The organism is Novosphingobium soli, assembly GCF_042432915.1.
In the GTDB taxonomy this organism is placed as follows: Bacteria; Pseudomonadota; Alphaproteobacteria; order Sphingomonadales; family Sphingomonadaceae; genus Novosphingobium; species Novosphingobium soli.
The window spans coordinates 268,642-293,745 of the sequence record NZ_JBHLWK010000013.1; the positions used below are offsets into that span (position 1 = coordinate 268,642).

The following is a 25,104-nucleotide window of genomic DNA, read 5'->3' on the forward strand; positions in this document are numbered from 1 at the left end:
TTGCGCCTGATTGCGGCCGCTCCCGGCATGACCCGGCGCGCAGCCCCGCCTGTCCGCGTCCACAGTCTTTAGGCCGTACCGGATTGCAAGGCGGTGGAAAGACCCCATATCCTCCGCAATGGGCCGGGTGGGGCGCGGACAGGCATCCTCCCGGGCGTGATGAATTGGAATTTGCCTCGTGAACCTGCTTCCGCTTCTACCGCTGCGTGACATCGTCGTCTTCCCGGGCATGGTCGTGCCCCTCTTCGTCGGGCGTGAGAAATCGGTCGCCGCGCTCGAAGCCGCGATGGCCGGCGACAAGGACATCTTCCTGCTGGCGCAGCTGGACCCCGGCTGCGACGATCCCGACCGTGACGACCTCTACGACACCGGCGTGGTCGCCAGCGTGCTGCAGCTGCTCAAGCTGCCCGACGGCACCGTGCGCGTCCTCGTCGAAGGGCAGGACCGCGCGCGGCTGGAGACGCTGCGCACCGAGCAGGTCGAGGATGGCGAGATGCTCGTCGCGGGCGTCGAGCCGATCGATCCCGTCACGGTGGAGGGCGCCGAAGTCGCCGCCATGATGCGCTCGGTGGTCGATCAGTTCGGCGAGTACGCCAAGCTCAACAAGAAGCTGAGCCAGGACGCCGGCGAGCAGCTGGGCGACATCGAGGACGCGGCCAAGCTGGCCGACACCGTCGCCGCGCAGCTGTCTGCCAAGGTGGCCGACAAGCAGGCCGTGCTCTCCGAGCCCGATCCGCTCAAGCGGCTGGAGATGGTGTTCTCCTTCATGGAGGGCGAACTCGGCGTCCTGCAGGTCGAGCGCAAGATCCGCGGCCGCGTGAAGCGGCAGATGGAGAAGACCCAGCGCGAATACTACCTCAACGAGCAGCTCAAGGCGATCCAGTCCGAGCTGGGCGGCGGCGAGGGCGACGAGGGCAACGAGCTGCAGGAGCTGGCCGAGCGGATCGAGAAGACCCGCCTGTCCAAGGAAGCGCGCGAGAAGGCCACCACGGAGCTGAAGAAGCTGCGCTCGATGCAGCCGATGAGCGCCGAGGCGACGGTCATCCGCAACTACCTCGACGTGCTGCTGGGGCTGCCCTGGGGCAAGAAGAGCAAGCTCAAGCGCGACATCTCCTCGGCGCAGGAGATCCTCGATGCCGATCACTACGCGCTCGACAAGGTCAAGGACCGCATCGTCGAGTACCTGGCGGTCCAGGCGCGCACCAACAAGCTGAAGGGGCCGATCCTGTGCCTCGTCGGCCCGCCGGGCGTGGGCAAGACCTCGCTGGGCAAGTCGATCGCCAAGGCCACCGGCCGCGAGTTCATCCGCCAGTCGCTGGGCGGCGTGCGCGACGAGGCAGAGATCCGCGGCCACCGGCGCACCTACATCGGCTCGCTGCCGGGCAAGATCGTCACCAACCTGCGCAAGGCGGGCAGGTCGAACCCGCTGTTCCTGCTCGACGAGATCGACAAGCTGGGCCAGGACTTCCGCGGCGACCCGGCCTCGGCGCTGCTCGAAGTGCTGGATCCGGAGCAGAACGCCAAGTTCCAGGACCACTACCTCGAACTCGACATCGACCTGTCGGACGTGATGTTCGTGTGCACCGCGAACAGCCTCAACCTGCCGCAGCCGTTGCTCGACCGCATGGAGATCATCCGGCTCGAAGGCTACACCGAGGACGAGAAGGTCGAGATCGCCGAGCGCCACCTGATCCGCAAGCAGGTGGAGGCGCACGGGCTCAAGAAGGGCGAGTTCACCCTGACCGAGGCGGGCCTGCGCGACCTGATCCGCTACTACACCCGCGAGGCGGGCGTGCGCACGCTGGAGCGCGAGATCGCCCGGCTGGCGCGCAAGTCGCTGCGCCAGATCCTGGAGGGCAAGGCGAGCGAAGTGACGATCACTTCGGAAAACCTCTCCGAGTTCGCGGGCGTGCGCAAGTTCCGCCACGGCGTGGGCGAGGAGGAGCACCAGGTCGGCGCCGTCACCGGACTGGCCTGGACCGAGGTGGGCGGCGAGCTGCTCACCATCGAAAGCGTCACCGTGCCGGGCAAGGGCCAGATCAAGGCCACCGGCAAGCTGGGCGACGTCATGAACGAGTCGATCCAGACCGCCTACAGCTTCGTGCGTGCCCGCTCGCCCGCCTACGGCATCAAGCCGAGCGTGTTCCACAAGAAGGACATCCACATCCACCTGCCCGAAGGTGCGGTGCCCAAGGACGGTCCCTCGGCGGGCATCGGCATGGTCACCTCGATCGTGTCCACGCTCACCGGCACCCCCGTCCGCAAGGACGTGGCGATGACCGGCGAGGTCACGCTGCGCGGCCGGGTCCTGCCGATCGGGGGCCTGAAGGAGAAGCTGCTCGCGGCGCTGCGCGGCGGCATCACCACGGTGCTGATCCCGGAGGAGAACCGCAAGGACCTGGCCGAGATCCCCGAGAACGTGAAGCAGGGGCTGGAGATCATCCCGGTCAGCCACGTCGACGAGGTGCTGGCCAAGGCGCTCACCGAGCCGCTCACGGCGATCGAGTGGACCGAGGCGGACGAGCTCGCCGCCGCCCCCGCGCACACCCCGGCGACGGCCGCCACCGCGCACTGAGGCGCGGCCCGCGCGATGGGTCGCGGGATCAGACAGGCCGAGACAGGGGCCGCGCTCCGGAGATTGCGATCCGGAGCGCGGCCTTTTCGCGTTGGAGATGCGCCATATCGGGCGCCTCTTCGATCCACGGCAAAGATGTGAAAGCGATTGAGTTGATTTCGCTAGGCCGCGTGGACAAACCTTGTCGACCGGAATGACCTAAATGGGGTGGGGAGCGGACATTGATTGCTGATCTAGGTTCATGCAATCTGCGGCGCTATGGACAAGCCTAAGTCATACACCGATCTGATGGCCACGATATTGATCGTGCATGCAATCGGATTATCCGGACTGGCATGGCTGGGACGGTAGGCACTACCTCCGGGTTTAGTTTCGCCGGAGGCGGGCTTGGACTGTGGCTTGGCGGAATGCTTTCCATTCCATGGGTGATAGCAATCGCGATTTTATGTTGGTTCGACGGCGGTTGGATTGAGTGAAACCCGGTTATATTTGCTTTGACTGGACCAGTTGTCGTTTGTGGAACCTACGCTGTTACGTTCGGAGGATTTTGGCAGTCAGTTGCCATTTCGTCTATCGTTTCAAGCCTTTGCTATGTGCCGCTAGCATTTTGGCGGCGACGATGCCGCGTGCCCGCTGATTAATCAGGGGCCGCAAGGGGGCGGAAGCCGTCGTAGCCATCCTTCCCGGAACGGGGAGGGGGACCACCCGCAGGGTGGTGGAGGGGCACCCTCGGTTTGCGTGCCATCGCGTTGGCCCGCAGCAGAACCTCCTGCCGGTCAAGGTCACGCAAACCGCTCGTGCCCCTCCACCATGCTTCGCATGGTTCCCCTCCCTCAAGGGGGAGGATTGGGGCGAGACCGGAAGTCCCAATTTGTCCACGCCGCATAGTTATTTACTCGGCCGAAGTCGAAGCATCCTCATCGACTCCTTTGCCAACAGAAATTGTCATGGTTGCTTGGGAACTACCTGATTGACCACTTGATGGCGCCCCCGTACTCTTGGGCGACAACACTTGTGGGGAACGTCATGACGGGGACGGCGGCAGAGTTGGGCCCGGTTCGCGGCAAGGCGCGGATCGACGTGCTGGACGTCATGCGCGGGATCGCGATCCTGGGCATCCTCTACATGAACATCCCCTTCATGGCCACCAACGTGGCCTCCTGGATGGACGACATCCGGCGGTTGTCGTGGTCCCCGGCCGACCAGGTCACCTGGGCGGCGATCGCGGTGTTCTGGGACGGCACGCAGCGCGGGCTGTTCCAAATGCTGTTCGGCGCCGGCGTTATGGTGTTCACGGCCAGGGCGATGCGTCCCGACGATCCGGTCGCGGTGGCGGACCTCTACTACCGGCGCAACCTCTGGCTGATCGCCTTCGGGCTGATCGACATCTTCCTGATCGCCTGGGTCGGCGACATCCTGCTGATCTACGGCCTGTCGGCGCTGCTGCTGTTCCCCTTCCGCAAGGCGCCGCCCAAGGCGCTCGTCGCGATGGGCCTGTCCTTCGCGGCGCTCATGGCGGTGGGCTGGCCCGGCGGCGGCGGCGTCATCGGCTACCAGGACCGCGTCGCGCGCATCGAGCAGGCGCAGGCGCTGGAGAAGAAGGAACAGGCCGGCGCCACGCTGGGCGAAGAGGACAAGAAGATGGTCGAGAAGCTGCGCGAAGGGCGCGCCGCCCGCGACCTCAGCCAGCCGCCCTCGAAGGAGACGCGCGAGGCGATCGAGGAGGAGCGCCAGGCCCGCGCGGGCAGCCCCTGGCACTACCTGATGTTCGCCTGGGGCACCTGGAACAAGGTCTTCGGCGACGGCAACGGCACCTTCTTCTCGGTGCTCGAAGCGGTCTGCGCGATGTTCATCGGCATGGCGCTGTTCAAGTGGGGGGTGATCCAGGGGGAGAGGTCGGCGCGCTTCTACGCCGGCCTGGCGGTGGCATCCTACGCGGTCGGCTGCGGCCTGCGCGCCTGGCACGTGGCCGATCTCTACCGCTTCGCGCTGGCGCCGCCGCTCAGTTCGGCCGCCAGCGAGTTCGCCCGCCTTGCCGTCACCCTCGGCCACGTCGGGCTGCTCAACCTGATGATGAAGACCGAGGCAGGGCGCAACCTCCTCGCGCCGTTCAAGGCAGCCGGGCGCATGGCCTTCACGATCTACATCTTCACCAGCCTGGTGACGCTCTGGTTCGTGTTCGCGCCCTGGGGCCTGGGCCTGTGGGGGCGGTTCGGGTGGACCGAACTGGCGCTCGCCGCCACCGTGATCGACGTGGTCATGCTGGTGTTCGCGAACCTGTGGCTGCGCCACTTCGTCAGCGGTCCGCTCGAATGGCTCTGGCGCTCGCTCGCCTATGGCAAGCGCCAACCCTTCGCGCGCGCTCCCGCGCCCCCGATCGGCCTCGCCGCACCCGCCTGAGCTGCGCGCGTCGAAGCCCCGGCGCGACCAGACCCGGTTCTCAGACCCGGCCCCCCGCCGCCGCACCCTCAGTGCCGCACTCTCAGTGCCGCACCCTCAGTGCCGCACCCTCGGCGCCGCACCCGCATGCCGCAGGCTGCCGCCCCGGCGCTTGCCCTTCGCGCGGGCAGCCTGTAACCCGCCGGCTCACTCCGCGCACGGGCTGGGCCGGCCCGCACGGGCGCTGCTGGAAGGATCTTGCGATGGGTTATCGGGTTGTCGTCGTCGGCGCGACGGGGAATGTCGGCCGGGAAATGCTCAACATCCTCGCCGAGCGCGAATTTCCCTGCGACGAGATCGCCGCCGTCGCCTCCTCCCGCTCGGTCGGCACCGAGATCGAGTTCGGCGAGACCGGGCGCATGCTCAAGGTCAAGAACCTCGAGCACTTCGACTTCACCGGCTGGGACATCGCGCTCTTCGCCGCCGGCTCGGCCGCGACCAAGGTCTATGCGCCGCAGGCCGCCGCGCAGGGCTGCGTGGTGATCGACAACTCGTCGCTCTACCGCATGGATCCCGACGTTCCGCTGGTGGTGCCCGAGGTCAACCCCGAGGCGGTGGACGGCTACACCGCGCGCAACATCATCGCCAACCCGAACTGCTCGACCGCTCAGATGGTCGTCGCGCTCAAGCCGCTGCACGACAAGGCCCGCATCAAGCGCGTGGTCGTCTCCACCTACCAGTCGGTGTCCGGCGCCGGCAAGGACGGCATGGACGAGCTGTTCGAGCAGAGCCGCGCGATCTTCGTCGGGGACTCGGTGGAGCCGCGCAAGTTCACCAAGCAGATCGCCTTCAACGTGATCCCGCACATCGACGTCTTCCTCGACGACGGCTCCACCAAGGAAGAGTGGAAGATGGTGGTCGAGACCAAGAAGATCCTCGATCCCAAGATCAAGGTCCAGGCGACCTGCGTGCGCGTGCCGGTCTTCGTCGGCCACTCGGAATCGATCAACGTCGAGTTCGAGGACGAGATCAGCGCCGCCGAGGCGCAGGACATCCTGCGCGAGGCGCCGGGCGTGATGCTCGTCGACAAGCGCGAGGACGGCGGATACGTCACCCCGGTCGAGAGCGTGGGCGACGGTGCCACCTACGTCAGCCGGGTGCGCGAGGACTCGACGGTGGAGAACGGCCTGGCGCTCTGGTGCGTGTCCGACAACCTGCGCAAGGGCGCGGCGCTCAACGCGGTCCAGATCGCGGAACTGCTCGGCCGCCGGCACCTCCAGAAGGGCTGATCCCCGGCTGAAAGCGTTGGCGCCAGCGACACTACGGGTTTATCCTGCTCCCATCGCAAAGTCGTGGGAGCAGGGGCATGAAGTATTTCAACGGCCTGAACATGGGCGAAGGCATCGTCGGCGGGTCCGACGTCGGCATGCGCACCACGCAGATCTACACCTGCATGGGGATTGCCTTCGCCAATACGCGGACGCAGCGCGGCGGCCTCTATCATTATCCCGCCGATTGCCTCGGCAACGCGAATGTGGTCGGAACGATCCGGCAGATGCTCAATGACGTCGCGCCCGACGTGGTGGTCGTCACCCCGGCGATGGCGCAAGGCTACGGGCAGCTCACCGGCAGCAGCCGCGACGACATCGACGGCGTCGAGGCGCTGCTGAAGCAGCTCGGCGCGCCTTCGGTGACGGTGGCGGAGCCGCGCACCTCCGCAGTCCTCGTCTGGAACGCGACGGGGCCGGTGTTCAACGAGGTCCCCGACGAGACCGGTCGCGCGGTGGCGAGCGAGATCCGCGGCACGATGAGCACGGGGCGCCGCGAGCTGGAAGCCGGGGTGTGGTACTACGGCGGCGACGGCGAGCAGGGCGACCTGCTCGACCAGGGGCTTCCCGCCAGTCCCCCGTCCAGCAGCACTTCGGCCTCCACCGGCGCTTCGGCGTCGGGCGGTGGCCGGCGGCGGTCGACGAAGGAATCGGCCAAGGGCTGCTGCATCATCATGTAGCGGCCGGGGCCCCGATTTGCGTCCGGGCGGCCGCGGGTCTATCCTTTGCCCATGACCACCAGGACCCTGACCGGCGGCTGCCAGTGCGGCCGCATCCGCTACACGGCGCAAGTGGATCCCGCAGAGGCGTACTTGTGCCACTGCAAGATGTGTCGGCGGGCGACGGGGGGCGTCTCCGTCGCCTACGTCAACACGCCGCACGATACGGTCACCTGGGAGCGGGAGCCGGACTGGTACCAGTCCTCGGCCATCGCGCACCGGCCGTTCTGCGCCCACTGCGGGACTCCGCTGGGCTTCGCCTTCCTGGAAGGCGGCAACCTCGACATCACCGTAGGCAGCTTCGACGATCCGACCCCGTTCCGTCCCTCGAAGAACTACGCGGTCGAAAGCATGTTGACGGCGTGGACCGACGTGCGGCACTTGCCCGGCACCACCAGCGGCGAGAACGACGCGGTGGTCAAGCGGTGGCAGGCCGCGGGCATGGAGCCGCCCGAGTGACAATCCAGGCGTGAGCGAGTTGGCAGTGGACGATGTGAAGACCGTGTTCGTCGAAGGGATCGGCGGAGCGAAGCTGGCGGTGCATGCCATGGGAGACACCGGCGCCCGGCCGCTGGTGCTGCTGCACGGCCTGTTCTCCAGCGCCGAGGTGAACTGGATCAAGTTCGGGAACGCGCGCATCCTCGCCGATGCCGGCTTCGCGGTGTTCATGCCGGACCTGCGCGCGCACGGGCGCAGCGATGCGCCGCACGATCCCGCCGCCTATCCGGCGGACGTGCTGGTGCAGGACCTGGCGGCGGTGGTGGGGGCCCTCGGCCTCACCCGCTACGACCTCGGCGGCTTCTCGCTCGGCGCGCGCACGGCGGTGCGCGGCGTGCTGGCGGGGCTGGTGCCGGACCGGCTGGTGCTGGGCGGCATGGGCCTCTCGGGTCTCGCCGGCTGGGCGCGGCGCAGCGCCCACTTCGTGGATGCGATCGACCGCTTCGGTACCATCGAGCGCGGCGACAAGGCCTTCGTGGCACAGGCCTTCATGAAGTCGATGAAGATCGACCGCGTCGCCGCGCGCCTGCTGCTGAGCTCGGTCGACGACACGCCGCCCGAGGCGATCGCGAGCATCACCATGCGCACCCTGTGCGTATGCGGTGCCGACGACCACGACAACGGCTCCGCGCAGGACCTCGCTGCCGCGCTGCCCGACGCCATCTACGCCGAGGTCCCGGGCAATCACATGAGTTCGGTGACGTTCAAGGACATGGGCCGCACCATCGCCGAATTCCTGGCCTGAGCCGGCGGCATTCCCGAGCGTTGCGGGCGGACGTCGCACTGCGTTTTCGGGTGCCGGCACCTGCCGTTCGTACCGCACGGGATGCTGCGTTCGGTTGATGACGGGCGCATATGGGCTTGCCGGAAGCCCGCAAGGTCAATAACCCGCCGCGCCACAATCGATTCGCAAGCGGCGCGCGGCTGACCATGCCCCCCGCACGAGAAGGAGCGGTCGCGATGCGTGCATTCGTTTTCCCCGGTCAGGGTAGCCAGAAGGTCGGCATGGGCGCCGAACTCGCCCAGGCCAGCGCCGTGGCGCGCGAGGTCTTCCAGGAGGTCGACGAGGCGCTCGGCCAGAACCTCTTCCGGATCATGACGGAGGGTCCGGAGGACCAGCTCACCCTTACCGAGAACGCGCAGCCGGCGATCATGGCCAACACCATCGCGGTGCTGCGGGTGCTGGAGAAGGAAGGCGGCGTGGCGCTGGCGGACAAGGCCGACTTCGTCGCCGGCCATTCGCTGGGCGAGTACACCGCGCTGTGCGCCGCGGGCGCGTTCAGCCTGGCCGACACCGCGCGCCTGCTCAAGCTGCGCGGCCGGTCGATGCAGGCGGCGGTGCCGGTGGGCGTGGGCGCGATGGCGGCGCTGCTGGGCGCCGACATCGAGAAAGCCACCGCGCTGGCCGAAGCCGCCGCGGAAGGCACGCTGCCGGAAACGGGGGCGAAGCTGGTCTGCACGGTGGCGAACGACAACGATCCCGGCCAGGTCGTGCTCTCCGGGCACCGCCAGGCGATCGAGCGGGCGATCGAGGTGGTCAAGGACTTCGGGATCAAGCGCGCCGTCGCGCTGCCGGTCTCGGCGCCGTTCCACTGCCCGCTGATGCAGCCCGCTGCCGAGGCGATGGCCGAGGCGCTCGACCGGACCCGTCCCGGCGCGCTGCGGGTGGCGCTGTTCGCCAATGTCACCGCCGCCATGGTCAGCGACCCGGCCGAGATCCAGCGCCTGCTGGTGGAGCAGGTCACCGGACGCGTGCGCTGGCGCGAGAGCGCCATCGCCATGCATGCGGCGGGCGTGGAACGCTTCGTCGAGCTCGGCGGCAAGGTCGTCGGGCCGATGATCAAGCGCTCCGCAGGCGAGGTGGAGGTCACCGCCGCGAATACGATGGCGGAGATCGAGGAGCTTGCCCGGACGCTCTGAGCCGGGCCGCTCTGAGCCGGGCCACTCTGAGCCGGGCGCGAGCGCCGCTTGCGTTTGCCCGGGCAGGCCGTAGGTCTGCTGGGCGCGTTGCCGCAGTCGCCAACGGGCGCCGGGCGGCTCCTGCATCTGCGCTGCGGCGCGACTGAATTCGGATTACGGAGACTGCGATGTTCAACCTCAACGGAATGACTGCCCTGGTGACCGGCGCCAGCGGCGGGATCGGCTCGGCCGTGGCGCGCGCGCTTGCGGCGCAGGGCGCCCGCCTCGCGATCTCCGGGTCCAACGCCGAGAAGCTGCGCGCCTTCCGCGACGAGCTCGACGAGCATACGCCGCAGCACCTGCAGGAGGTCGACCACGTCGCCATCGCCTGCAACCTGGGCGATGCCGAGCAGGTCGAGAAGCTGGTCCCGGCCGCACTCGAGTCGCTGGGCAAGATCGACATCCTCGTGAACAACGCCGGCATCACCCGTGACAACCTGGCCATGCGGATGAAGGACGAGGAGTGGGATCAGGTCATCACGATCAACCTGGAATCCACGTTCCGCCTGATGCGCGCGGTCACCAAGCCGATGATGAAGGCCCGCTTCGGGCGCATCGTCAACGTGACCTCGGTGGTCGGCACCACCGGCAACCCCGGCCAGATGAACTACTGCGCGGCCAAGGGCGGCATCACCGCGATGTCCAAGAGCCTCGCGCAGGAGCTCGCTACCCGGGGCGTGACGGTGAACTGCATCGCGCCCGGCTTCATCCGCACCGCCATGACCGACGTGCTGCCCGACGCCCAGAAGGAGGCGCTGAACGGGCGCATCCCGATGGGCCGGATGGGCGAAGGCGACGACATCGCCAGCGCCGCCGTGTTCCTCGCCAGCCGGGAAGCGGGCTACATCACCGGCCAGACGATCCACGTCAACGGCGGCATGGTCATGGTGTGATCGGCCGCGGCGGGGAAGGGCGGGCGGCTGCGGTCTCTCGCCTCCCGCCGCGCGGTCTCCCGCGGTGCCCGGCGGGCCGCACCAAATCGGCGCGAACCCCCGCGCTTATCCCCAGATTCGCGGATTCCGGCATACATCCTGCTTGCCGCAGCACCGCCGGGCGTTAGAGATAGTCGTCCGATTTCGGGGTTGATCCGAACCCACGCCCGAACCTACGTCCGACCAAGGGGGACTTGAGGCTGTCATGAAGGCCACCATCGAACGTTCCACGCTGCTGCGCTGTCTGTCGCACGTGCAGTCCGTGGTCGAACGCCGCAATACCATCCCGATCCTCTCGAACGTTCTGATCGAGGCTTCCGCCGGCGGCGCCATCAAGATCATGGCCACGGACCTCGACCTCCAGGTGGTGGAGACGCTGGGCGCGGTCTCGGTGGACCAGGCCGGCGCGATCACGGTCTCCGCGCACCTCCTGTTCGACATCGCCCGCAAGCTTCCGGAAGGCAGCCAGGTCAGCCTGGACTCGGCCGACAACCGCATGGTGGTTAAGGCCGGGCGCAGCCGCTTCCAGCTGCCGACCCTCCCGCGCGACGATTTCCCGATGATCGCCGAAGGGGAACTGCCCACCAGCTTCGAGATCCCCGCCGCCACGCTGGCGCAGCTGATCGACCGCACGCGCTTCGCGATCTCCACCGAAGAGACGCGCTACTACCTCAACGGCATCTTCCTCCACGTCACGGACGAGGAGCTGAAGGCCGCCGCCACCGACGGGCACCGCCTGGCGCGCTTCACGCTGCCGCGGCCCGACGGCTCGGAAGGCATGCCCGACGTGATCGTCCCGCGCAAATGCGTGGGCGAGCTGCGCAAGCTGCTGGAAGAGGCGCTGGACACCAGCGTGCTGGTGGACCTTTCCGCCAGCAAGATCCGCTTCACCCTGGGCGGCGAGCATGGGGTGGTGCTGACCAGCAAGCTGATCGACGGCACCTTCCCGGACTATACCCGCGTCATCCCCACCGCCAACGACAAGCTGCTCAAGGTCGATCCCAAGACCTTCTTCCAGGGCGTGGACCGCGTCGCGACGATCGCGACCGAGAAGACGCGCGCGGTCAAGATGGCGCTCGACAGCGACCGCGTGACGCTCTCGGTGACCTCGCCCGACAACGGCACCGCGGCCGAGGAAGTGCCCGCGCAGTACGCCGCAGACGGCTTCGAGATCGGCTTCAACGCCAACTACCTGAAGGACATCCTCGGCCAGATCGAGGGCGACACGGTGGAACTCCACCTCGCCGATGCGGCGGCGCCCACGCTGATCCGGCAGGACGAGAAGAGCCCGGCGCTCTACGTGCTGATGCCCATGCGCGTGTGACGCCGACCCCGGCCTGCGCATGACGATCACGAGAGAGCCGGGGCGGTCGTCGCTCCGGCTCTCTTCGTTGGCGGGGCCGCGTCAGGCCCGGCCCGTCGCCTCGATCATCTGCTCGACGTCGACGAACTTCTCACGCGGGGAGCCGTGGCGCGCATTGGCGACCTCGGCCTCGTCGATCTTCTGCCAGTCGGTGAACCTGACCACCTGCAGGCCACGCTCCGCGGCCAGGCGGTCGAACCCCGCGCGCCCCGGCTTGCCGCTGTCGCCCGGCACGTCCGTCGCCACCTTCTCGATGATGGCGAAGCCGTCGGGGCGGTTGGTGCCGATCGTTCCGGTGGGGCCGCGCCGCGCCCAGCCCACGCAGTAGAGGCCGGGGCGGATGCGCCCCTCGTCATTGGCGAAGCGCCCGCCTTCGACGTCGTAGGGGACGTCCGGGATCGGCGAGGTCTGGTAGCCGATGCAGGCGATCACCAGGCCGGCCGGGATGCGGTAGGTCTCCCCGGTGCCGACCGCCTTGCCGTCCTCCAGCCGCGTGCGCTCCACCTCCACCGCTTCCACCCGCCCGTCGCCAAGGATGGCGCGGGGCGCGGCGAAGAAGTCGAAGTCGATGGTGACGTCGTCCGGCCGCGGATCGGCCTGGGCGGCGAAGCTGCGCAGCAGCCCGACCGCCTTGCGCAGGCCGGTGTCCAGCGCGGCGTCCGCCTGGGCGTCGGGCAGGTCGGCCGGGTCCACCACCGGATGCGCACGGGACAAGCGGGCCAGCTCGCCCAGCTCCTTGGGCGTCATCGCCACCTGCAGCGGGCCGCGCCGCCCGAGGATGACGATCCGCCGCACGCGCGAGGCGCGCAGGCCGGCGAGCGCATGGCCGACGATGTCCGATCCCGCGAACTCCTCTTCCGACTTGGCGAGGATGCGCGCGACGTCCAGCGCGACGTTGCCGTTGCCCACGATCACTGCCGTCTCGTGCTCCAGCCGGGGGGCAAGCTCGGTGAACTGCGGATGCCCGTTGTACCAGCCGACGAACGAGGCCGAGCCGAACACGTTGGCGAGATCCTCCCCCGGCAGCGCCAGCTTGCGGTCGGCGGGCGCCCCGGTGGCCAGGATCACCGCGTCGTAGAGCTCCTGCAGCTCCGCCACCGAGAGATCGCGGCCGAGCATGACATTGCCCACGAAGCGCACGTTGTCGGTCAGCGCGGTCGCCTCGTACCGGCGGACCACGCCCTTGATCGACTGGTGGTCCGGCGCCACGCCGGTGCGGATCAGGCCAAAGGGGACGGGCAGGCGGTCGAAGATGTCGACCCTTGCGGCTTCGCCCCATTGGCGCAGGGCGGCTTCGGCCGTGTAGTATCCGGCCGGGCCCGATCCGACGATCGCGATGTGGCGCACGATGGCTTCTCCCATGATGGGCCGGCTGCCGCGCCGGCCGGTTGACGCCAAGCAAGCATGGCCTAACGTGCGGGGCAAGCGGAAAGGGTCGGAGCCGGCCCGTGGTGCGGTGCAGCGGACTTAACGGTTTCCTAATGCGGGCAGGGCCATCACCCCCGCATGACCGTAGGTGCTCGTTCACGTCGAATCGAGGCGCTCGCCCGCGCCGGGGAGCAGCCCGCTTCCGAAGCGCAGGGCGACTCGCGCGTTCCGGCGCCCGCTGCCGGCGCGTTCGGCGGCGTCGTACGGTTCCGCGCCCACCAGGACGTCAGGGACGTGCTGCATTACTTCACCTCGCCGCACTGGTCGCTGATGGCCCCGACGATGGCGGCCGCGGCGATCCTGCTGGGGCTGCTTTCGAACAGCGTCCCGCACGGGCCCGCCCTGCTGTCGATCGCGGCCGGGGCGGCGCTGTGCCTCCCCGGCGGCGCCTACGCGAAGCTGGAGCGGCGCATCGCGCACGACGGGTGGCAGCGCTACCCGCTCATGATGCTGGCCGTGATCCTGCCGATGGTGCTGTTCGGCTTCGGGCTGGCTTACTGGACCTTCCACCACCATGCGGTGGACTGGACGATCACGGTCAACGTCTGCGTGATCGTCGTGCTGATGGCGACCGCGCTGCTGGAGAACCGGCTCACCTCGGTGATCGGCGCCACCATCGGGCTATGGGGCGGCAGCGCTCTCTACGCGGGCTCGGGCGTGTCGATGGCGCTGCTGACGCTGGGGGCCGCCGTCGGGCTGGTCCTGACCGTCTCCCAGGCGCGCCGCGCGGCCTCGCAGTCGCTGGTCCAGGCCGAGCGGGAGCGCGAGCAACGCCGCGCCGAGCAGCTGCTGCACGAATACGAGCAGACCGGCCAGGGCTGGTTCTGGGAGACCGACCGCCTGGGCCGCATCACCTACGTGACCGCTCGGATCGCCGCGATGCTGGGCAAGCGGGCGGAGGAGCTGGAGGGGCGGCCGTTCATCAGCCTCTTCGCGATCGACCTGCAGGGCCAGCAGAGCGAGAGCAGCCTCATGTTCCACCTCGACACGCGCTCCTCGTTCCACGACCTGCACTTGCGCGCGGCGAGCCCGGGACGCGGGTCGGGCGAGCGCTGGTGGTCGATCTCGGGCCGGCCGGTGCTCGACCAGTTCAACAACTTCATGGGCTTTCGCGGATCGGGCACGGACCTGACCGAGACTCACCGCTCGCAGCGCCACGTCACGCAGCTGGCGCGGTTCGATTCGCTGACCGGGCTCGCCAACCGCTTCCAGATGGCGGAGTGGCTGGACAAGGTGCTGGCAGGCCCGCGGCCGGAAACGCGCGCCTGCGCACTGTTCCTGCTCGATCTCGACCGTTTCAAGCAGGTGAACGACACCATGGGCCACCCGGCCGGCGACGCGCTGCTGAAGCAGGTGGCCGAGCGGCTGAGCGAGAGCGCAGGGGAGCGCGGGCGCGTGGGGCGCCTGGGCGGCGACGAGTTCCAGGTCCTCCTGCACGGGGTCCAGCACCGCGAGGGGCTGGCGCAGCTGGCGCGGCGCATGATCGAGGCGCTGTCGCAGCCTTATGCGATCGAGGGCACGCAGGTGACCATCGGCGCCTCCATCGGCATCGCCCTGTGCCCCGATGACGGCTCCACGTCCGAGGAGCTGATCCGCAACGCCGACCTGGCGCTCTATGCGGCGAAGGGCGGCGGGCGCGGGCGCCACCATTTCTACGACGAGAACCTCCACGCCGACGCCAAGGAGCGCCAGCAGCTGGAGCAGGACCTGCGCGACGCGATCGCGGACGGCGCGTTCGAGCTGCACTACCAGCCGCAGGTCCACACCACGAGCGAGAAGATCACCAGCTTCGAGGCGCTGCTGCGCTGGAACCATCCGGTCCACGGCTATATGTCGCCCGCCCGCTTCGTGCCGGTGGCGGAGGAGTGCGGCCTGGTGGCGCAGATCGGCGAGTGGGCGCTGCGCTCCGCCTGCCGCGACCTGGCCCGCTGGCCCGGCTCGGTGCGGGTGGCGGTGAACGTGTCCCCGCTCCAGTTCGCCAATCCGGCGCTGCCGGCAATCGTCACCAGCGCCATCGCCACGGCCGGGATCGACCCCTCGCGCCTGGAGCTGGAGATCACCGAGAGCGTGTTCCTGAGCGACGACCAGGCGACGGAGGCGATGTTCGCGGCGCTGAAGCGGATCGGCGTGCGGCTGGCGCTCGACGATTTCGGCACCGGCTATTCCTCGCTCGGCTATCTCGAGAAGGCGCCCTTCGACAAGATCAAGATCGACCAGAGCTTCGTGCGCGGCGCCGCGGTCGCCGGCAGCCGCAACGGCGCCATCATCTCCTCCATCGTCAGCCTGGCCGAGGCGCTCGGCATGGAGACGACCGCGGAGGGCGTGGAGACGCTGGACGAACTGGACCTGGTGCGCCTGCTCGGGTGCAGCCATGTGCAGGGCTACGTCTACGAACGGCCGCTCAGCGCGGCAGCGGCGTCGGCGCGGCTGGAGCAGGGGCTCGTCGTGGTGGCGAAGGGGCCGCGCGCCACCCGCGCGCCGCGCCAGACGATGCTCCGGCGGGTGGCGATGGAGCACGGTGCCCATTCCTACGAAGGCACGATCCGCAACATCTCGCGCAGCGGCGCGATGATCGAGGGGCTGTGGAACGTGCCCGACGGCACCGTCTTCGGCCTGCACTTCTCCGAGGACCACGTCGTCATGGCCACCGCGCGGTGGTGCCGGGAGGACCGCTTGGGCGTGGAGTTCGCGCAGCCGCTGGAGATCGACGCCACCGGCGCCGTGCTCGCCGGCCCGGCGCGGCAGCAGGCGCAGCGGGCAGAACGGGCGGACACCGCGCTGCTGCGCCGCCTCGCCTGACGCGGCGCTTGTCGAAGCATGCGAGCCTCGCGCCCCGCCCCGGGCCTTCGACAAGCTCAGGCTGAGCGGTTTGAGAGATGAGGCTTGGGGCGGACCTGCCTGCCCCATGGCACCACGTCGTACCGCTTCGCCCATCCCACCCCGCTCATGCTGAGCTTGTCGAAGCATGCGAGCCTCGCGCCGCGCCTTGAGAGCTTCGGCATGCACTCGGCAGGCTGACAGCGCCGCAAAGCGCTGCTAACGGCGCATCCATGACCGACCTCGCGCAGATCCGCAACTTCAGCATCATTGCCCATATCGACCATGGCAAGTCGACGCTCGCCGACCGCCTGATCCAGACGACCGGGGGACTTTCCGAGCGCGAGATGAGCGCGCAGGTCCTCGACAACATGGACATCGAAAAGGAGCGGGGCATCACCATCAAGGCGCAGACCGTGCGCCTGAACTACACCGCCTCGGACGGGCTCACCTACGAGCTCAACCTGATGGACACCCCCGGGCACGTCGACTTCGCCTACGAGGTCAGCCGCAGCCTTGCCGCCTGCGAAGGCGCGCTGCTGGTGGTCGACGCGGCGCAGGGCGTGGAAGCGCAGACGCTCGCCAACGTGTACCAGTCGATCGAGCACGACCACGAGATCGTGCCGGTCATCAACAAGATCGACCTGCCCGCCGCCGAGCCGGAGAAGGTGCGCAACGAGATCGAGGAGGTGATCGGCATCGACGCCTCCGAGGCGGTCATGGCCAGCGCCAAGTCCGGCATCGGCATCGGCGAGGTGCTGGAAGCCATCGTCAAGAAGATCCCGCCGCCGCAGGGCGAGCGCGACAAGCCGCTCAAGGCGATGCTGGTCGATTCCTGGTACGACCCCTACCTCGGCGTCGTCATCCTGGTGCGCGTGATCGACGGCGTCATCAAGAAGGGCCTCCAGGTCAAGTTCATGCAGGGCGCCACCGAGCACCTGATCGACCGCGTCGGCTGCTTCACCCCCAAGCGCATCGACCTGCCCGAGCTGGGGCCGGGCGAGATCGGCTTCATCACCGCGCAGATCAAGGAGGTCGAGCAGGCCAAGGTCGGCGACACCATCACCACCGTGAAGGGCGGGGCCACGCAGGCGCTGGCCGGGTACAAGGAAGTCCAGCCGGTGGTGTTCTGCGGGTTGTTCCCGGTGGACGCCAACGACTTCGAGAAGCTGCGCGAATCGATCGGCAAGCTGCGGCTCAACGACGCCTCGTTCAGCTTCGAGATGGAATCGAGCGCGGCGCTGGGCTTCGGTTTCCGCTGCGGGTTCCTCGGCCTGCTCCACCTGGAGATCATCCAGGAGCGCCTCAGCCGCGAATACGACCTCGACCTCATCACCACGGCGCCCTCGGTGGTCTATCGCCTGACCATGACCGACGGCTCGGTGAAGGAACTGCACAACCCCGCCGACATGCCGGACCCGGTGAAGATCGACTTCATGGAGGAGCCCTGGATCAAGGCGACGATCTACACGCCGGACGAATACCTCGGCTCGATCCTCAAGCTGTGCCAGGATCGCCGCGGCATCCAGAAGGACCTCACCTACGTCGGCGGCCGCGCCCAGGTGAGCTACGAGCTGCCGCTCAACGAAGTGGTCTTCGACTTCTACGACCGCTTGAAGTCGATCAGCCGCGGCTATGCGAGTTTCGACTACGAGCAGATCGGCCTGCGCGAGGGCGACCTGGTGATGATGAACATCCTGGTCAACAACGAGCCGGTCGACGCGCTGTCGATGATCGTCCACCGCGGCCAGGCCGAGCCTCGCGGGCGCGCGCTGGTGGAGCGGCTCAAGGAGCTGATCCCGCGCCACATGTTCAAGATCCCGATCCAGGCGGCGATCGGCGCCAAGGTCATCGCGCGCGAGACCATCAGCGCGATGCGCAAGGACGTCACCGCCAAGTGCTACGGCGGCGACATCACCCGCAAGAAGAAGCTTCTGGAGAAGCAGAAGGAAGGCAAGAAGCGCATGCGTGAGTACGGCAACGTGCAGATCCCGCAGGAAGCCTTCATCGCCGCGCTGCGGATGGGCGAGGAGTAAGGCACGGGGCCACCGCAAGGCGCGCCCGCCAGTCTCCGGTGCCGGCGATTCGCGCGGGCGGCGGCGTCTGGCGATCGGTGAGCAAGAGCTCTGCGTCGGGCCCGCGCCTAACCGGCGCTGTTAATCGTTAAGTCAAGTTAACTGCGCTTATTGTTGCGCGTTTATGACCAACGCGGCTAGGGTCGGACCCAGAGGCAGGGGGGCTCTCTGATAATCTATGGACGACACTGGTCGCCCGATCGAGCAAGACCTGCATCTGCGCAGCGGCGGTTGCGGACGCATTTTCGCGCACCTGACGCTCAAGCAGCACGAGGTCCTGGTCCGTATCGCGGAAAACAGGACGAGCAAGGAGATCGCCTGGGAACTGGGCATTTCCGAAAGCGCGGTCAACCAGCGCATCGAAGGCGTGCGCGTGCGCCTGGGCTCGCCGTCCCGGGCCGAGGTCGCCCGCGCCTATCGCCAGTACCTGCAGGATCGGTCGGCGACCTGTAATTCGATACCAGGGAAGAATCTTCAGGTTCCCGAGGGAACCTTGGCCGACGATGCGGAGGCCCGGGACGCGCGCGCCCGCTACTTCGCGCGCATCGAAACGCTCTCGGGCAAGGCTCCTCCTCGCCCGCCGCAGCGCGAGTTCGGCCGTTTCGTCCCCGAGGTTCTCGACGGGGTGAACGCCGGCCTCAGCAGGACGGCGGCGACGGTGGTCATCGCCCTGGGCATGCTGCTCGTGGCGGTCGTCGGGCTCAGCCTGGCGCGCGCCCTGACCGAGCTTATGTGAAGGCTCGAATGACCGATTGCTTGCCCAGCCGCCGCCGCGCCGTACCGCCGGGGACGAGGATCCGGCCAGGTGGCAAAACCCGTCGCCGCCCCGGTGGCCCGCCCGGCAGCCACAGAGGCGCCAGGCATGGCTGAGCCGTCCTGGACGGCCTGGCTGTGGATGACCAAGCACAGCTTCCAGTTCGCGGCCTTCGTCCTGCTGTTCCTCTACGCCGTGCTGCGCTGCGACGGGCCCGAGCGCGTGCTGGCCGCCGTGCTGCTGGCGCTGCCGCTGCAAGACCGGCTCTATCACGCACTGGCGGGCGAGGAGGTCGTCTGGGCGCGCCTCGACCTGGGCCACCTCGCGATCGATCTGGTAACGATGGCCTGCGTCTATCCCGTCGCGCTGCGGGCCAACCGGGTCTATCCGCTGTGGATCGTTGCCGCGCAGATGATCGCGCTCTTGGGCCACTTCGATCGCTACCTCATCGTCGGGTGGACGAGTTCGCGTACGACATGATGACGATGCTGCCTTCCTACGTGCAGCTCGTCGCACTCGTCCTGGGCGTCGCCTGGCACCGCGGCCGCTGGCGGCGGATCGGACGCTACCCCGCGTGGCGCAAGGAGTTCCCGGCGCCGGCGTGAGGCAACCGGCGCGAGGCGACCGGCGACCGGCCGGCCGGGCTCAGTCCGCGACCTTGCTGCAGTTGCGCCCCGCGCGCTTCGCCTCGTAGAGCGGCGCGTCGGCTCGGGCGATCCACTCCTCGGCACTGGTCACCGTCTCCACCAGCGGGGCGATACCGAAGCTGGCGGTGATGGCGATGGTCCGCTCCGGACTGATCGCCACCGGGTGCGCGGCGATCAGGCGGCGGGAGCGCTCGGCGGCCGTGAGCGCGTCTTCGGCCCCCGTCTCGGGCAGCAGCATGGCGAACTCCTCGCCGCCGAGACGGCCAATGCAGTCTGCCGGGCGGGTCGAGCCGTCCAGCACCGCGACCAGTTCGCGCAGCACGGCATCGCCGGCCGGATGGCCCCAGGTGTCGTTCACCTGCTTGAAGTGATCGACGTCGATAAGCAGCAGCGAGGCGTCCCGTCCGTAGCGGCGGCAGCGCGCGATCTCCTCGTTCGCCTTCTCGAGGAAGCCGCGGCGCGTGAGCGCCCCGGTGAGCTGGTCGCGCTCGGCGATCCGGCGCAGCTCCATCTCGTTCACGACGATGCGCGCGAAGTTGCGCAGGATGGAAAGGTCCTTCTCGTCGAACTCGCGCGCCTTGGTGTCGATGGCGCACAGCGCGCCCACGTTGTAGCCGTCGGAGGTGACGAGCGGGACGCCGGCATAGCTGCGCACGTGCGGGTCGCCGTTGACCAGCGGGTTTTCGGCGAAGCGCGGGTCCGCCTTGGCGTCGGGGATGACGAAAGGCGCGCGCTGCCGGATGGCGTGGGTGCAGAACGACACGTCGCGCGGGGTCTGGGTGGCGTCGAGCCCCGCACGCGCCTTGAACCATTGCCGGTCGCGATCGACCAGCGTGACCGCGGACATCGGCACGCCCAGCACGGTACGCACCAAGTCCACCACATTCTCGAACGGCTCCTCTGGCGCGGTGTCGAGGATGCCGAGGCGCTCCAGGGCGGCGATCCGGCCCGCTTCATCGGTCAAGGTCTGGTCGGCGTACATGCGCGATGGTCCTGCGAAAGGCTCCCGAAAAATATGGTCCTGATCCAAGCTAGGGAGGTGTCGATGGTCGTACAACCCGCGATTCTCCGTTAAAATCGTTAGGAAAGATTGCGCGACCCCGTCCGTGCAGCGATGCAACCGTTTGACATGGATGCACGGACACGAAACTGTCGCCTCCTGTGTCCATGCGTTCATCCTGCTGACTCGCATGGAACCTGCCCGAGCTTTGGAGACGCTTGCTTGACCCAGATCGTCACAGTCCCGACCACGCCCTTCGAAGGCCAGGCGCCCGGCACCTCCGGGCTGCGCAAGAAGGTCAAGGTGTTCCAGCAGCCGGGATACGCCGAGAACTTCATCCAGTCCGTCTTCGACGTGGTGCAGCCTGAGCCGGGCGCGGTGCTGGTGATCGGCGGCGACGGCCGGTTCCACAACCGTACTGTGATCCAGCAGGCGATCCGCATGGCCGCGGCCAACGGCTACGGCCGCGTGATCGTGGGGCAGGGCGGCATCCTCTCCACCCCCGCCGCCAGCCACGTCATCCGCAAGTACGGCGCGAGCGGCGGGCTGGTCCTGTCGGCCAGCCACAACCCCGGCGGGCCGGACGAGGACTTCGGCATCAAGTACAACATCGCCAACGGCGGCCCGGCGCCCGAGAGCGTCACCGGCGCGGTCCACGGGCGGACCGGCACGATCGACCGCTGGCTGACCGTGGAGGCCGACGACATCGACCTCGACCGCATCGGCGAAGTGCCGGTGGGCGCGGCCAAGGTGCAGATCATCGACCCGGTGGCCGACTACGCCGATCTCATGGAGGCGCTGTTCGACTTCGCCGCCATCCGCAAGGCCGTGTCGAGCGGCTTCACCATGCGCTTCGACGCGATGAGCGCGGTGACCGGCCCTTACGCCAAGGCGATCCTGGAGGGACGGCTGGGCTTCCCCGCGGGCACCGTCGTCAACGGCGAGCCGCTGGAGGACTTCGGCGGGCACCACCCCGATCCCAACCTGATCCACGCCAAGGCGCTCTACGACCTGATGATGTCCGCCGAGGCGCCCGACCTCGGCGCCGCCTCGGACGGTGACGGCGACCGCAACCTCATCATCGGCCGGCACCGCTTCATCACCCCGTCGGATTCGCTGGCGATGCTGGCGGCGAACATCGAGATCGCCCCGGCCTATCGCGGCCGGCTCTCGGGCATCGCGCGCTCGATGCCCACCAGCGCCGCCGCGGACCGCGTGGCCGAGGGGCTGGGCGTGCCGGTGTTCGAGACGCCCACCGGCTGGAAGTTCTTCGGCAACCTCCTCGATGCCGGCCGCGTCACCATCTGCGGCGAGGAGAGCGCCGGCACCGGCTCCGACCACGTGCGCGAGAAGGACGGGTTGTGGGCGGTGCTGCTCTGGCTCAACATCCTGGCCGTGCGCGGCATCAGCGTCGATGAACTGGCGCGCGAGCACTGGGCCCGGTACGGGCGCAACTACTATGCCCGCCACGACTACGAAGGCATCGCCAGCGAGGGTGCCAAGGCGCTGATGGACGGGATCACCGCGCGCCTGCCGATGCTTCCGGGCAGCCGCTTCGGCGCGCTCACCGTCGGGCAGGCGGACAGCTTCTCCTACACCGACCCGGTGGATGGCTCGGTCAGCGCCAACCAGGGCCTGCGGGTGCTGTTCGAGGACGGCAGCCGCATCGTCTTCCGCCTGTCGGGCACCGGCACCCAGGGCGCGACCTTGCGCGTCTACCTGGAACGCTACGAGCCGCCGCTGGGCGACATCGATGCGGATACGGGCACGATGCTGCAGCCGCAGATCGAGGCGGCGGAGGCGATCGCCGCGATCGCGCAGCATACCGGCCGCAGCGCGCCCGACGTCATCACCTGATCGCCACGCCCATCGGGCGGCTGCGACGACGAAGGCCGGGTCCGCATCGCGCGGCGCCCGGCTTTCGCGCATCGGGCCGGTGCCGGCTCTGCCTGCGTGCACGCCGCTCCGGCGATGATTGGATATGCTGAGCACGTCCGAACGGCGGCTTTCGGCGCATTGGGTCCGCGCTCTTCAGCAGGTTGTATACATCCCGGGCAGAAATCGCTTGCCCCACCTTGGGCCCCGTTCCATCATCTCCTCCAGGAGAGGAACGCGGGACACCCCATGAGCAAGCACATCCACCTGGTCAGCTTCCTGATCAATTCGCCGATCAACCACACGGTCCTGAGCTGGTCCCAGCTCGGCGACAACCGGCTGGAGGCGCTGCACGACATCGCGCTGTGGCAGGACCTTGCCCGCACCCTCGAGCGCGGGATGTTCGACGGCATGTTCTTCGCCGACACTCCCGGCGTGTTCGACCGCTATCGCGACAGCCACGAGGATGCGGTGCGCTACGGCGTGTGCTGGCCCTCGCTCGATCCGGTCGTGCTGCTCTCCGCGCTGGCGGCGGCGACCACGCACCTGGGACTGGCGGCGACGATGTCGACCAGCTCGTACCAGCCCTGGACGATCGTGCGCCAGCTGGGAACCATCGACTACTTTTCGGGCGGCCGCGTCGGCTGGAACATCGTCACCGGGCACTTGCGCGGCGAGCATCGCGCGCTCGGCCTGCAGCAGCTCGACCACGACCGCCGCTACGACCGCGCCGACGAGTACATGGAGGTCTGCTACAAGCTGTGGAACTCGGTGAAGCCGGGTGCCATCCTGGCCGACCGGGAGGCAGGGATCTATGCCGATCCCTCGAAAGTGGATTTCGTGGATCATCGCGGCGAGTTCTTCTCCTGCCAGACGGTGGCCCCCGTGCCGCCTTCGCCGCAGGGCCATCCGGTGCTGTTCCAGGCTGGCAGCTCCGGGCGCGGCCAGCAGTTCGCGGTGAGCCATGCCGACGTGGTCTTCTCGATCCAGCCCAACCTGCCCGGCATGAAGCGGTTCATGGGCAACCTTGCCGAGGCGGCGCAGGCGGCCGGCAAGAAGACCCCTGGGGTCAGCTTCGGCATCCAGCCCATCGTCGGCGGGACCGAGGAGGAAGCGCGGCGCAAGCTGGCGGACCTGGTCGAAAAGCTGCCGATCGACGGCTGCCTTGCCCGGCTTTCCGGCACCATGGGCGTGGACTTCGCCGGCATGGACCTCGACCAGCCGCTGGCGGAGATCGAGACGCAGGCCTCGCAGGGGCTGATGAAGGCGTTCGCCAACATCGAGGGCGACAAGCCGCTCACCCTGCGCGAGGTGGCGATCCGCTGGGGCCTGGCGGTGGGCAAGCCGCAGGTCGTCGGCACGCCCGAGCAGGTGGCGGCGGAAATGGAGCGCATCTGGCGCGAGACCGGCTGCTACGGCTTCAACGTCACTCCCACCGTCATGGCCAGCTCGGTCACCGACTTCGTCGACCAGGTGGTGCCGGTGCTCCAGGCCCGGGGCGTGTACCGTACCGAGTACGAAGGCACGACCTTCCGCGAGAACCTGGGGCTCTCGTGAAGGCAGGCGGCTGATGGGGGATATCCGGAACAAGGCGTACAACATCGCGCAGGTGCGCGCGCTGGCCCGGCGGCGGCTGCCGCGCGCGATCTGGGAATTCATCGAGCGCGGAACCGAGGACGACCTGCTGGTGGAGCGCAACGTCGCGGCGCTGCAGGCAGTGCAGCTGCTCCCGCGCACGCTGCGCGACGTGTCGCAGCGCTCGGCGGAAATCGAGCTGTTCGGCCGCCGCCAGCCGCTGCCGCTGGTGATCGCGCCCACCGGGGTGTCCGACCTGCTGTGGCACCGCGGCGAGCGGGCCATCGCACGCGGCGCGGCGGCGGCGGGCATTCCCTTCACCCAGACCACCAGCTCGACCACCAGCTTCGCCGACATCGCCGGCTGCGCCACGGCCGGGCATTGGATGCAGATGTACCTGTGGGAGCGGTGCGACCTGTCGTGGCAGGTGGTGGACGCCGCCAGGGAGGCCGGGGCCGAAGTCCTGGTGCTCACGGTCGACACCCCGATGTGGCCGCTGCGCGAGTTCAACCGGCGCGCCGGGATGTCCAACCCGATCCGGCCCAACGCGACGCTGGTCTCGGACTTCCTCAAGCGGCCCTCGTGGTTCGCCTCGGTGATCGGCCGCTACTACGTGGAAGGGGGGCTGCCGCAATTCGCCAACTATCCCCCCGAAGTGGGCGGCAAGCTGACCGGCACCGTCAGCCGCGTCGCCAATTCCGCCTCGGTGTGCTGGGACGACGTGCGCGTGTTGCGCCGGCGCTGGCCCGGAAAGCTGGTGGTCAAGGGCGTGCTCAGCGCCGAGGATGCCCGGATCGCGCTCGACCACGGCGTCGACGGGATCGGCGTCTCCAACCATGGCGGGCGCAACTTCGACAGTTCGCCGCCCGCCATCGACGTCCTCGCCGGGATCGTCGACGCGGTGGGGGACCGCACCACGGTGCTGTTCGACAGCGGCGTGCGGCGCGGGGCGGACGTGGTCAAGGCGCTCGCGATCGGGGCGCGCGCGGTGCTCGTCGGGCGGGCCACGCTCTACGGCTGCGCGGCCGCGGGCGAGGCGGGGGTGCGCCACGCCATCGACCTGCTCGCCAACGAGATCGACGTGGCGATGGCGATGGTCGGCGTCACCCGGCTGGACCAGCTCGACCGCAGCTACCTGGCGCCGCCGGCGCCACGCTGACGCCACGCTAACGCCACGCTA

The 25,104-nt window shown here is 68.6% G+C and carries 19 protein-coding genes; 17 read left to right on the top strand and 2 right to left on the bottom strand.

The features are described 5' to 3' along the window. The first annotated feature begins 178 nt into the window (after window positions 1–178). The 9 genes from lon to dnaN all read left to right on the top strand — a co-directional run bounded on the left by lon (window position 179) and on the right by dnaN (window position 11,714). A complete protein-coding gene (gene lon / locus ACFFJC_RS11830) occupies window positions 179–2,575 on the top strand; it encodes an endopeptidase La (protein WP_379487711.1) in 2,397 nt (798 codons plus the stop codon). A gap of 1,026 nt (window positions 2,576–3,601) precedes the next feature. Further along, entirely contained in the window at window positions 3,602–4,975 is a 1,374-nt protein-coding gene (locus ACFFJC_RS11835; protein WP_379487712.1) for a DUF418 domain-containing protein, read from the top strand. A 242-nt stretch (window positions 4,976–5,217) separates the two neighbouring features. After that, the gene (locus tag ACFFJC_RS11840) at window positions 5,218–6,243 is read left to right on the top strand and encodes an aspartate-semialdehyde dehydrogenase (protein ID WP_379487713.1); all 1,026 of its coding nucleotides are present in this window, start codon (window positions 5,218–5,220) and stop codon (window positions 6,241–6,243) included. A 77-nt stretch (window positions 6,244–6,320) separates the two neighbouring features. After that, a complete protein-coding gene (locus ACFFJC_RS11845; protein WP_379487714.1) occupies window positions 6,321–6,962 on the top strand; it encodes a hypothetical protein in 642 nt (213 codons plus the stop codon). Window positions 6,963–7,013: 51 nt separating this feature from the next. Further along, complete coding sequence (locus ACFFJC_RS11850; RefSeq protein WP_379487715.1) at window positions 7,014–7,460, top strand: GFA family protein; 447 nt, start codon at window positions 7,014–7,016, stop codon at window positions 7,458–7,460. Window positions 7,461–7,485: 25 nt separating this feature from the next. Next, window positions 7,486–8,244 (top strand): alpha/beta fold hydrolase, encoded by a 759-nt coding sequence (locus tag ACFFJC_RS11855; RefSeq protein WP_379487758.1) that lies wholly within the window; start codon window positions 7,486–7,488, stop codon window positions 8,242–8,244. 215 nt (window positions 8,245–8,459) lie between these two features. Beyond that, window positions 8,460–9,419 carry an ACP S-malonyltransferase gene (gene fabD / locus ACFFJC_RS11860; protein WP_379487716.1) on the top strand — a complete coding sequence of 320 codons (960 nt, stop codon included), beginning with the start codon at window positions 8,460–8,462 and terminating at the stop codon, window positions 9,417–9,419. 167 nt (window positions 9,420–9,586) lie between these two features. Further along, window positions 9,587–10,351, top strand: a complete 765-nt coding sequence (gene fabG, locus ACFFJC_RS11865; protein WP_379487717.1) for a 3-oxoacyl-[acyl-carrier-protein] reductase — start codon at window positions 9,587–9,589, stop codon at window positions 10,349–10,351. A 244-nt stretch (window positions 10,352–10,595) separates the two neighbouring features. Further along, window positions 10,596–11,714: a DNA polymerase III subunit beta gene (gene dnaN / locus ACFFJC_RS11870; RefSeq protein WP_379487718.1), complete on the top strand. Its 1,119-nt coding sequence runs from the start codon at window positions 10,596–10,598 to the stop codon at window positions 11,712–11,714. Between the two features lie 81 nt (window positions 11,715–11,795). On the opposite strand, the gene ACFFJC_RS11875 is transcribed toward dnaN, so the two are convergent. Then, a complete protein-coding gene (locus tag ACFFJC_RS11875; RefSeq protein ID WP_379487759.1) occupies window positions 11,796–13,100 on the bottom strand; it encodes an FAD-dependent oxidoreductase in 1,305 nt (434 codons plus the stop codon). 159 nt (window positions 13,101–13,259) lie between these two features. Between ACFFJC_RS11875 and ACFFJC_RS11880 the strand changes: the two genes are divergently transcribed. The 5 genes from ACFFJC_RS11880 (at window position 13,260) to ACFFJC_RS11900 (ending at window position 19,432) form a co-directional block, all read left to right on the top strand. Further along, entirely contained in the window at window positions 13,260–15,980 is a 2,721-nt protein-coding gene (locus ACFFJC_RS11880) for an EAL domain-containing protein (RefSeq protein WP_379487719.1), read from the top strand. A 251-nt stretch (window positions 15,981–16,231) separates the two neighbouring features. Next, the gene (gene lepA, locus ACFFJC_RS11885) at window positions 16,232–18,034 is read left to right on the top strand and encodes a translation elongation factor 4 (RefSeq protein ID WP_379487720.1); all 1,803 of its coding nucleotides are present in this window, start codon (window positions 16,232–16,234) and stop codon (window positions 18,032–18,034) included. A gap of 217 nt (window positions 18,035–18,251) precedes the next feature. Next, complete coding sequence (locus ACFFJC_RS11890) at window positions 18,252–18,809, top strand: LuxR C-terminal-related transcriptional regulator (protein WP_379487721.1); 558 nt, start codon at window positions 18,252–18,254, stop codon at window positions 18,807–18,809. A 126-nt stretch (window positions 18,810–18,935) separates the two neighbouring features. Continuing rightward, window positions 18,936–19,307 (top strand): hypothetical protein, encoded by a 372-nt coding sequence (locus ACFFJC_RS11895; protein WP_379487722.1) that lies wholly within the window; start codon window positions 18,936–18,938, stop codon window positions 19,305–19,307. Further along, window positions 19,283–19,432, top strand: a complete 150-nt coding sequence (locus tag ACFFJC_RS11900; protein WP_379487723.1) for a hypothetical protein — start codon at window positions 19,283–19,285, stop codon at window positions 19,430–19,432. Before ACFFJC_RS11895 ends, ACFFJC_RS11900 begins: the two co-directional genes overlap by 25 nt. Before the next feature lie 40 nt (window positions 19,433–19,472). Here the strand turns inward: ACFFJC_RS11900 and ACFFJC_RS11905 are convergent, their stop codons facing one another. Further along, a complete protein-coding gene (locus tag ACFFJC_RS11905) occupies window positions 19,473–20,456 on the bottom strand; it encodes a sensor domain-containing diguanylate cyclase (RefSeq protein ID WP_379487724.1) in 984 nt (327 codons plus the stop codon). A 240-nt stretch (window positions 20,457–20,696) separates the two neighbouring features. On the opposite strand from ACFFJC_RS11905, the gene ACFFJC_RS11910 reads away from it, so the two are divergent. The 3 genes from ACFFJC_RS11910 (at window position 20,697) to ACFFJC_RS11920 (ending at window position 25,083) form a co-directional block, all read left to right on the top strand. Then, complete coding sequence (locus ACFFJC_RS11910) at window positions 20,697–22,331, top strand: alpha-D-glucose phosphate-specific phosphoglucomutase (protein WP_379487725.1); 1,635 nt, start codon at window positions 20,697–20,699, stop codon at window positions 22,329–22,331. A gap of 267 nt (window positions 22,332–22,598) precedes the next feature. Then, the gene (locus tag ACFFJC_RS11915; RefSeq protein ID WP_379487726.1) at window positions 22,599–23,906 is read left to right on the top strand and encodes an NtaA/DmoA family FMN-dependent monooxygenase; all 1,308 of its coding nucleotides are present in this window, start codon (window positions 22,599–22,601) and stop codon (window positions 23,904–23,906) included. 13 nt (window positions 23,907–23,919) lie between these two features. Continuing rightward, entirely contained in the window at window positions 23,920–25,083 is a 1,164-nt protein-coding gene (locus ACFFJC_RS11920; RefSeq protein WP_379487727.1) for an alpha-hydroxy acid oxidase, read from the top strand. The last annotated feature ends 21 nt before the right edge of the window (window positions 25,084–25,104 follow it).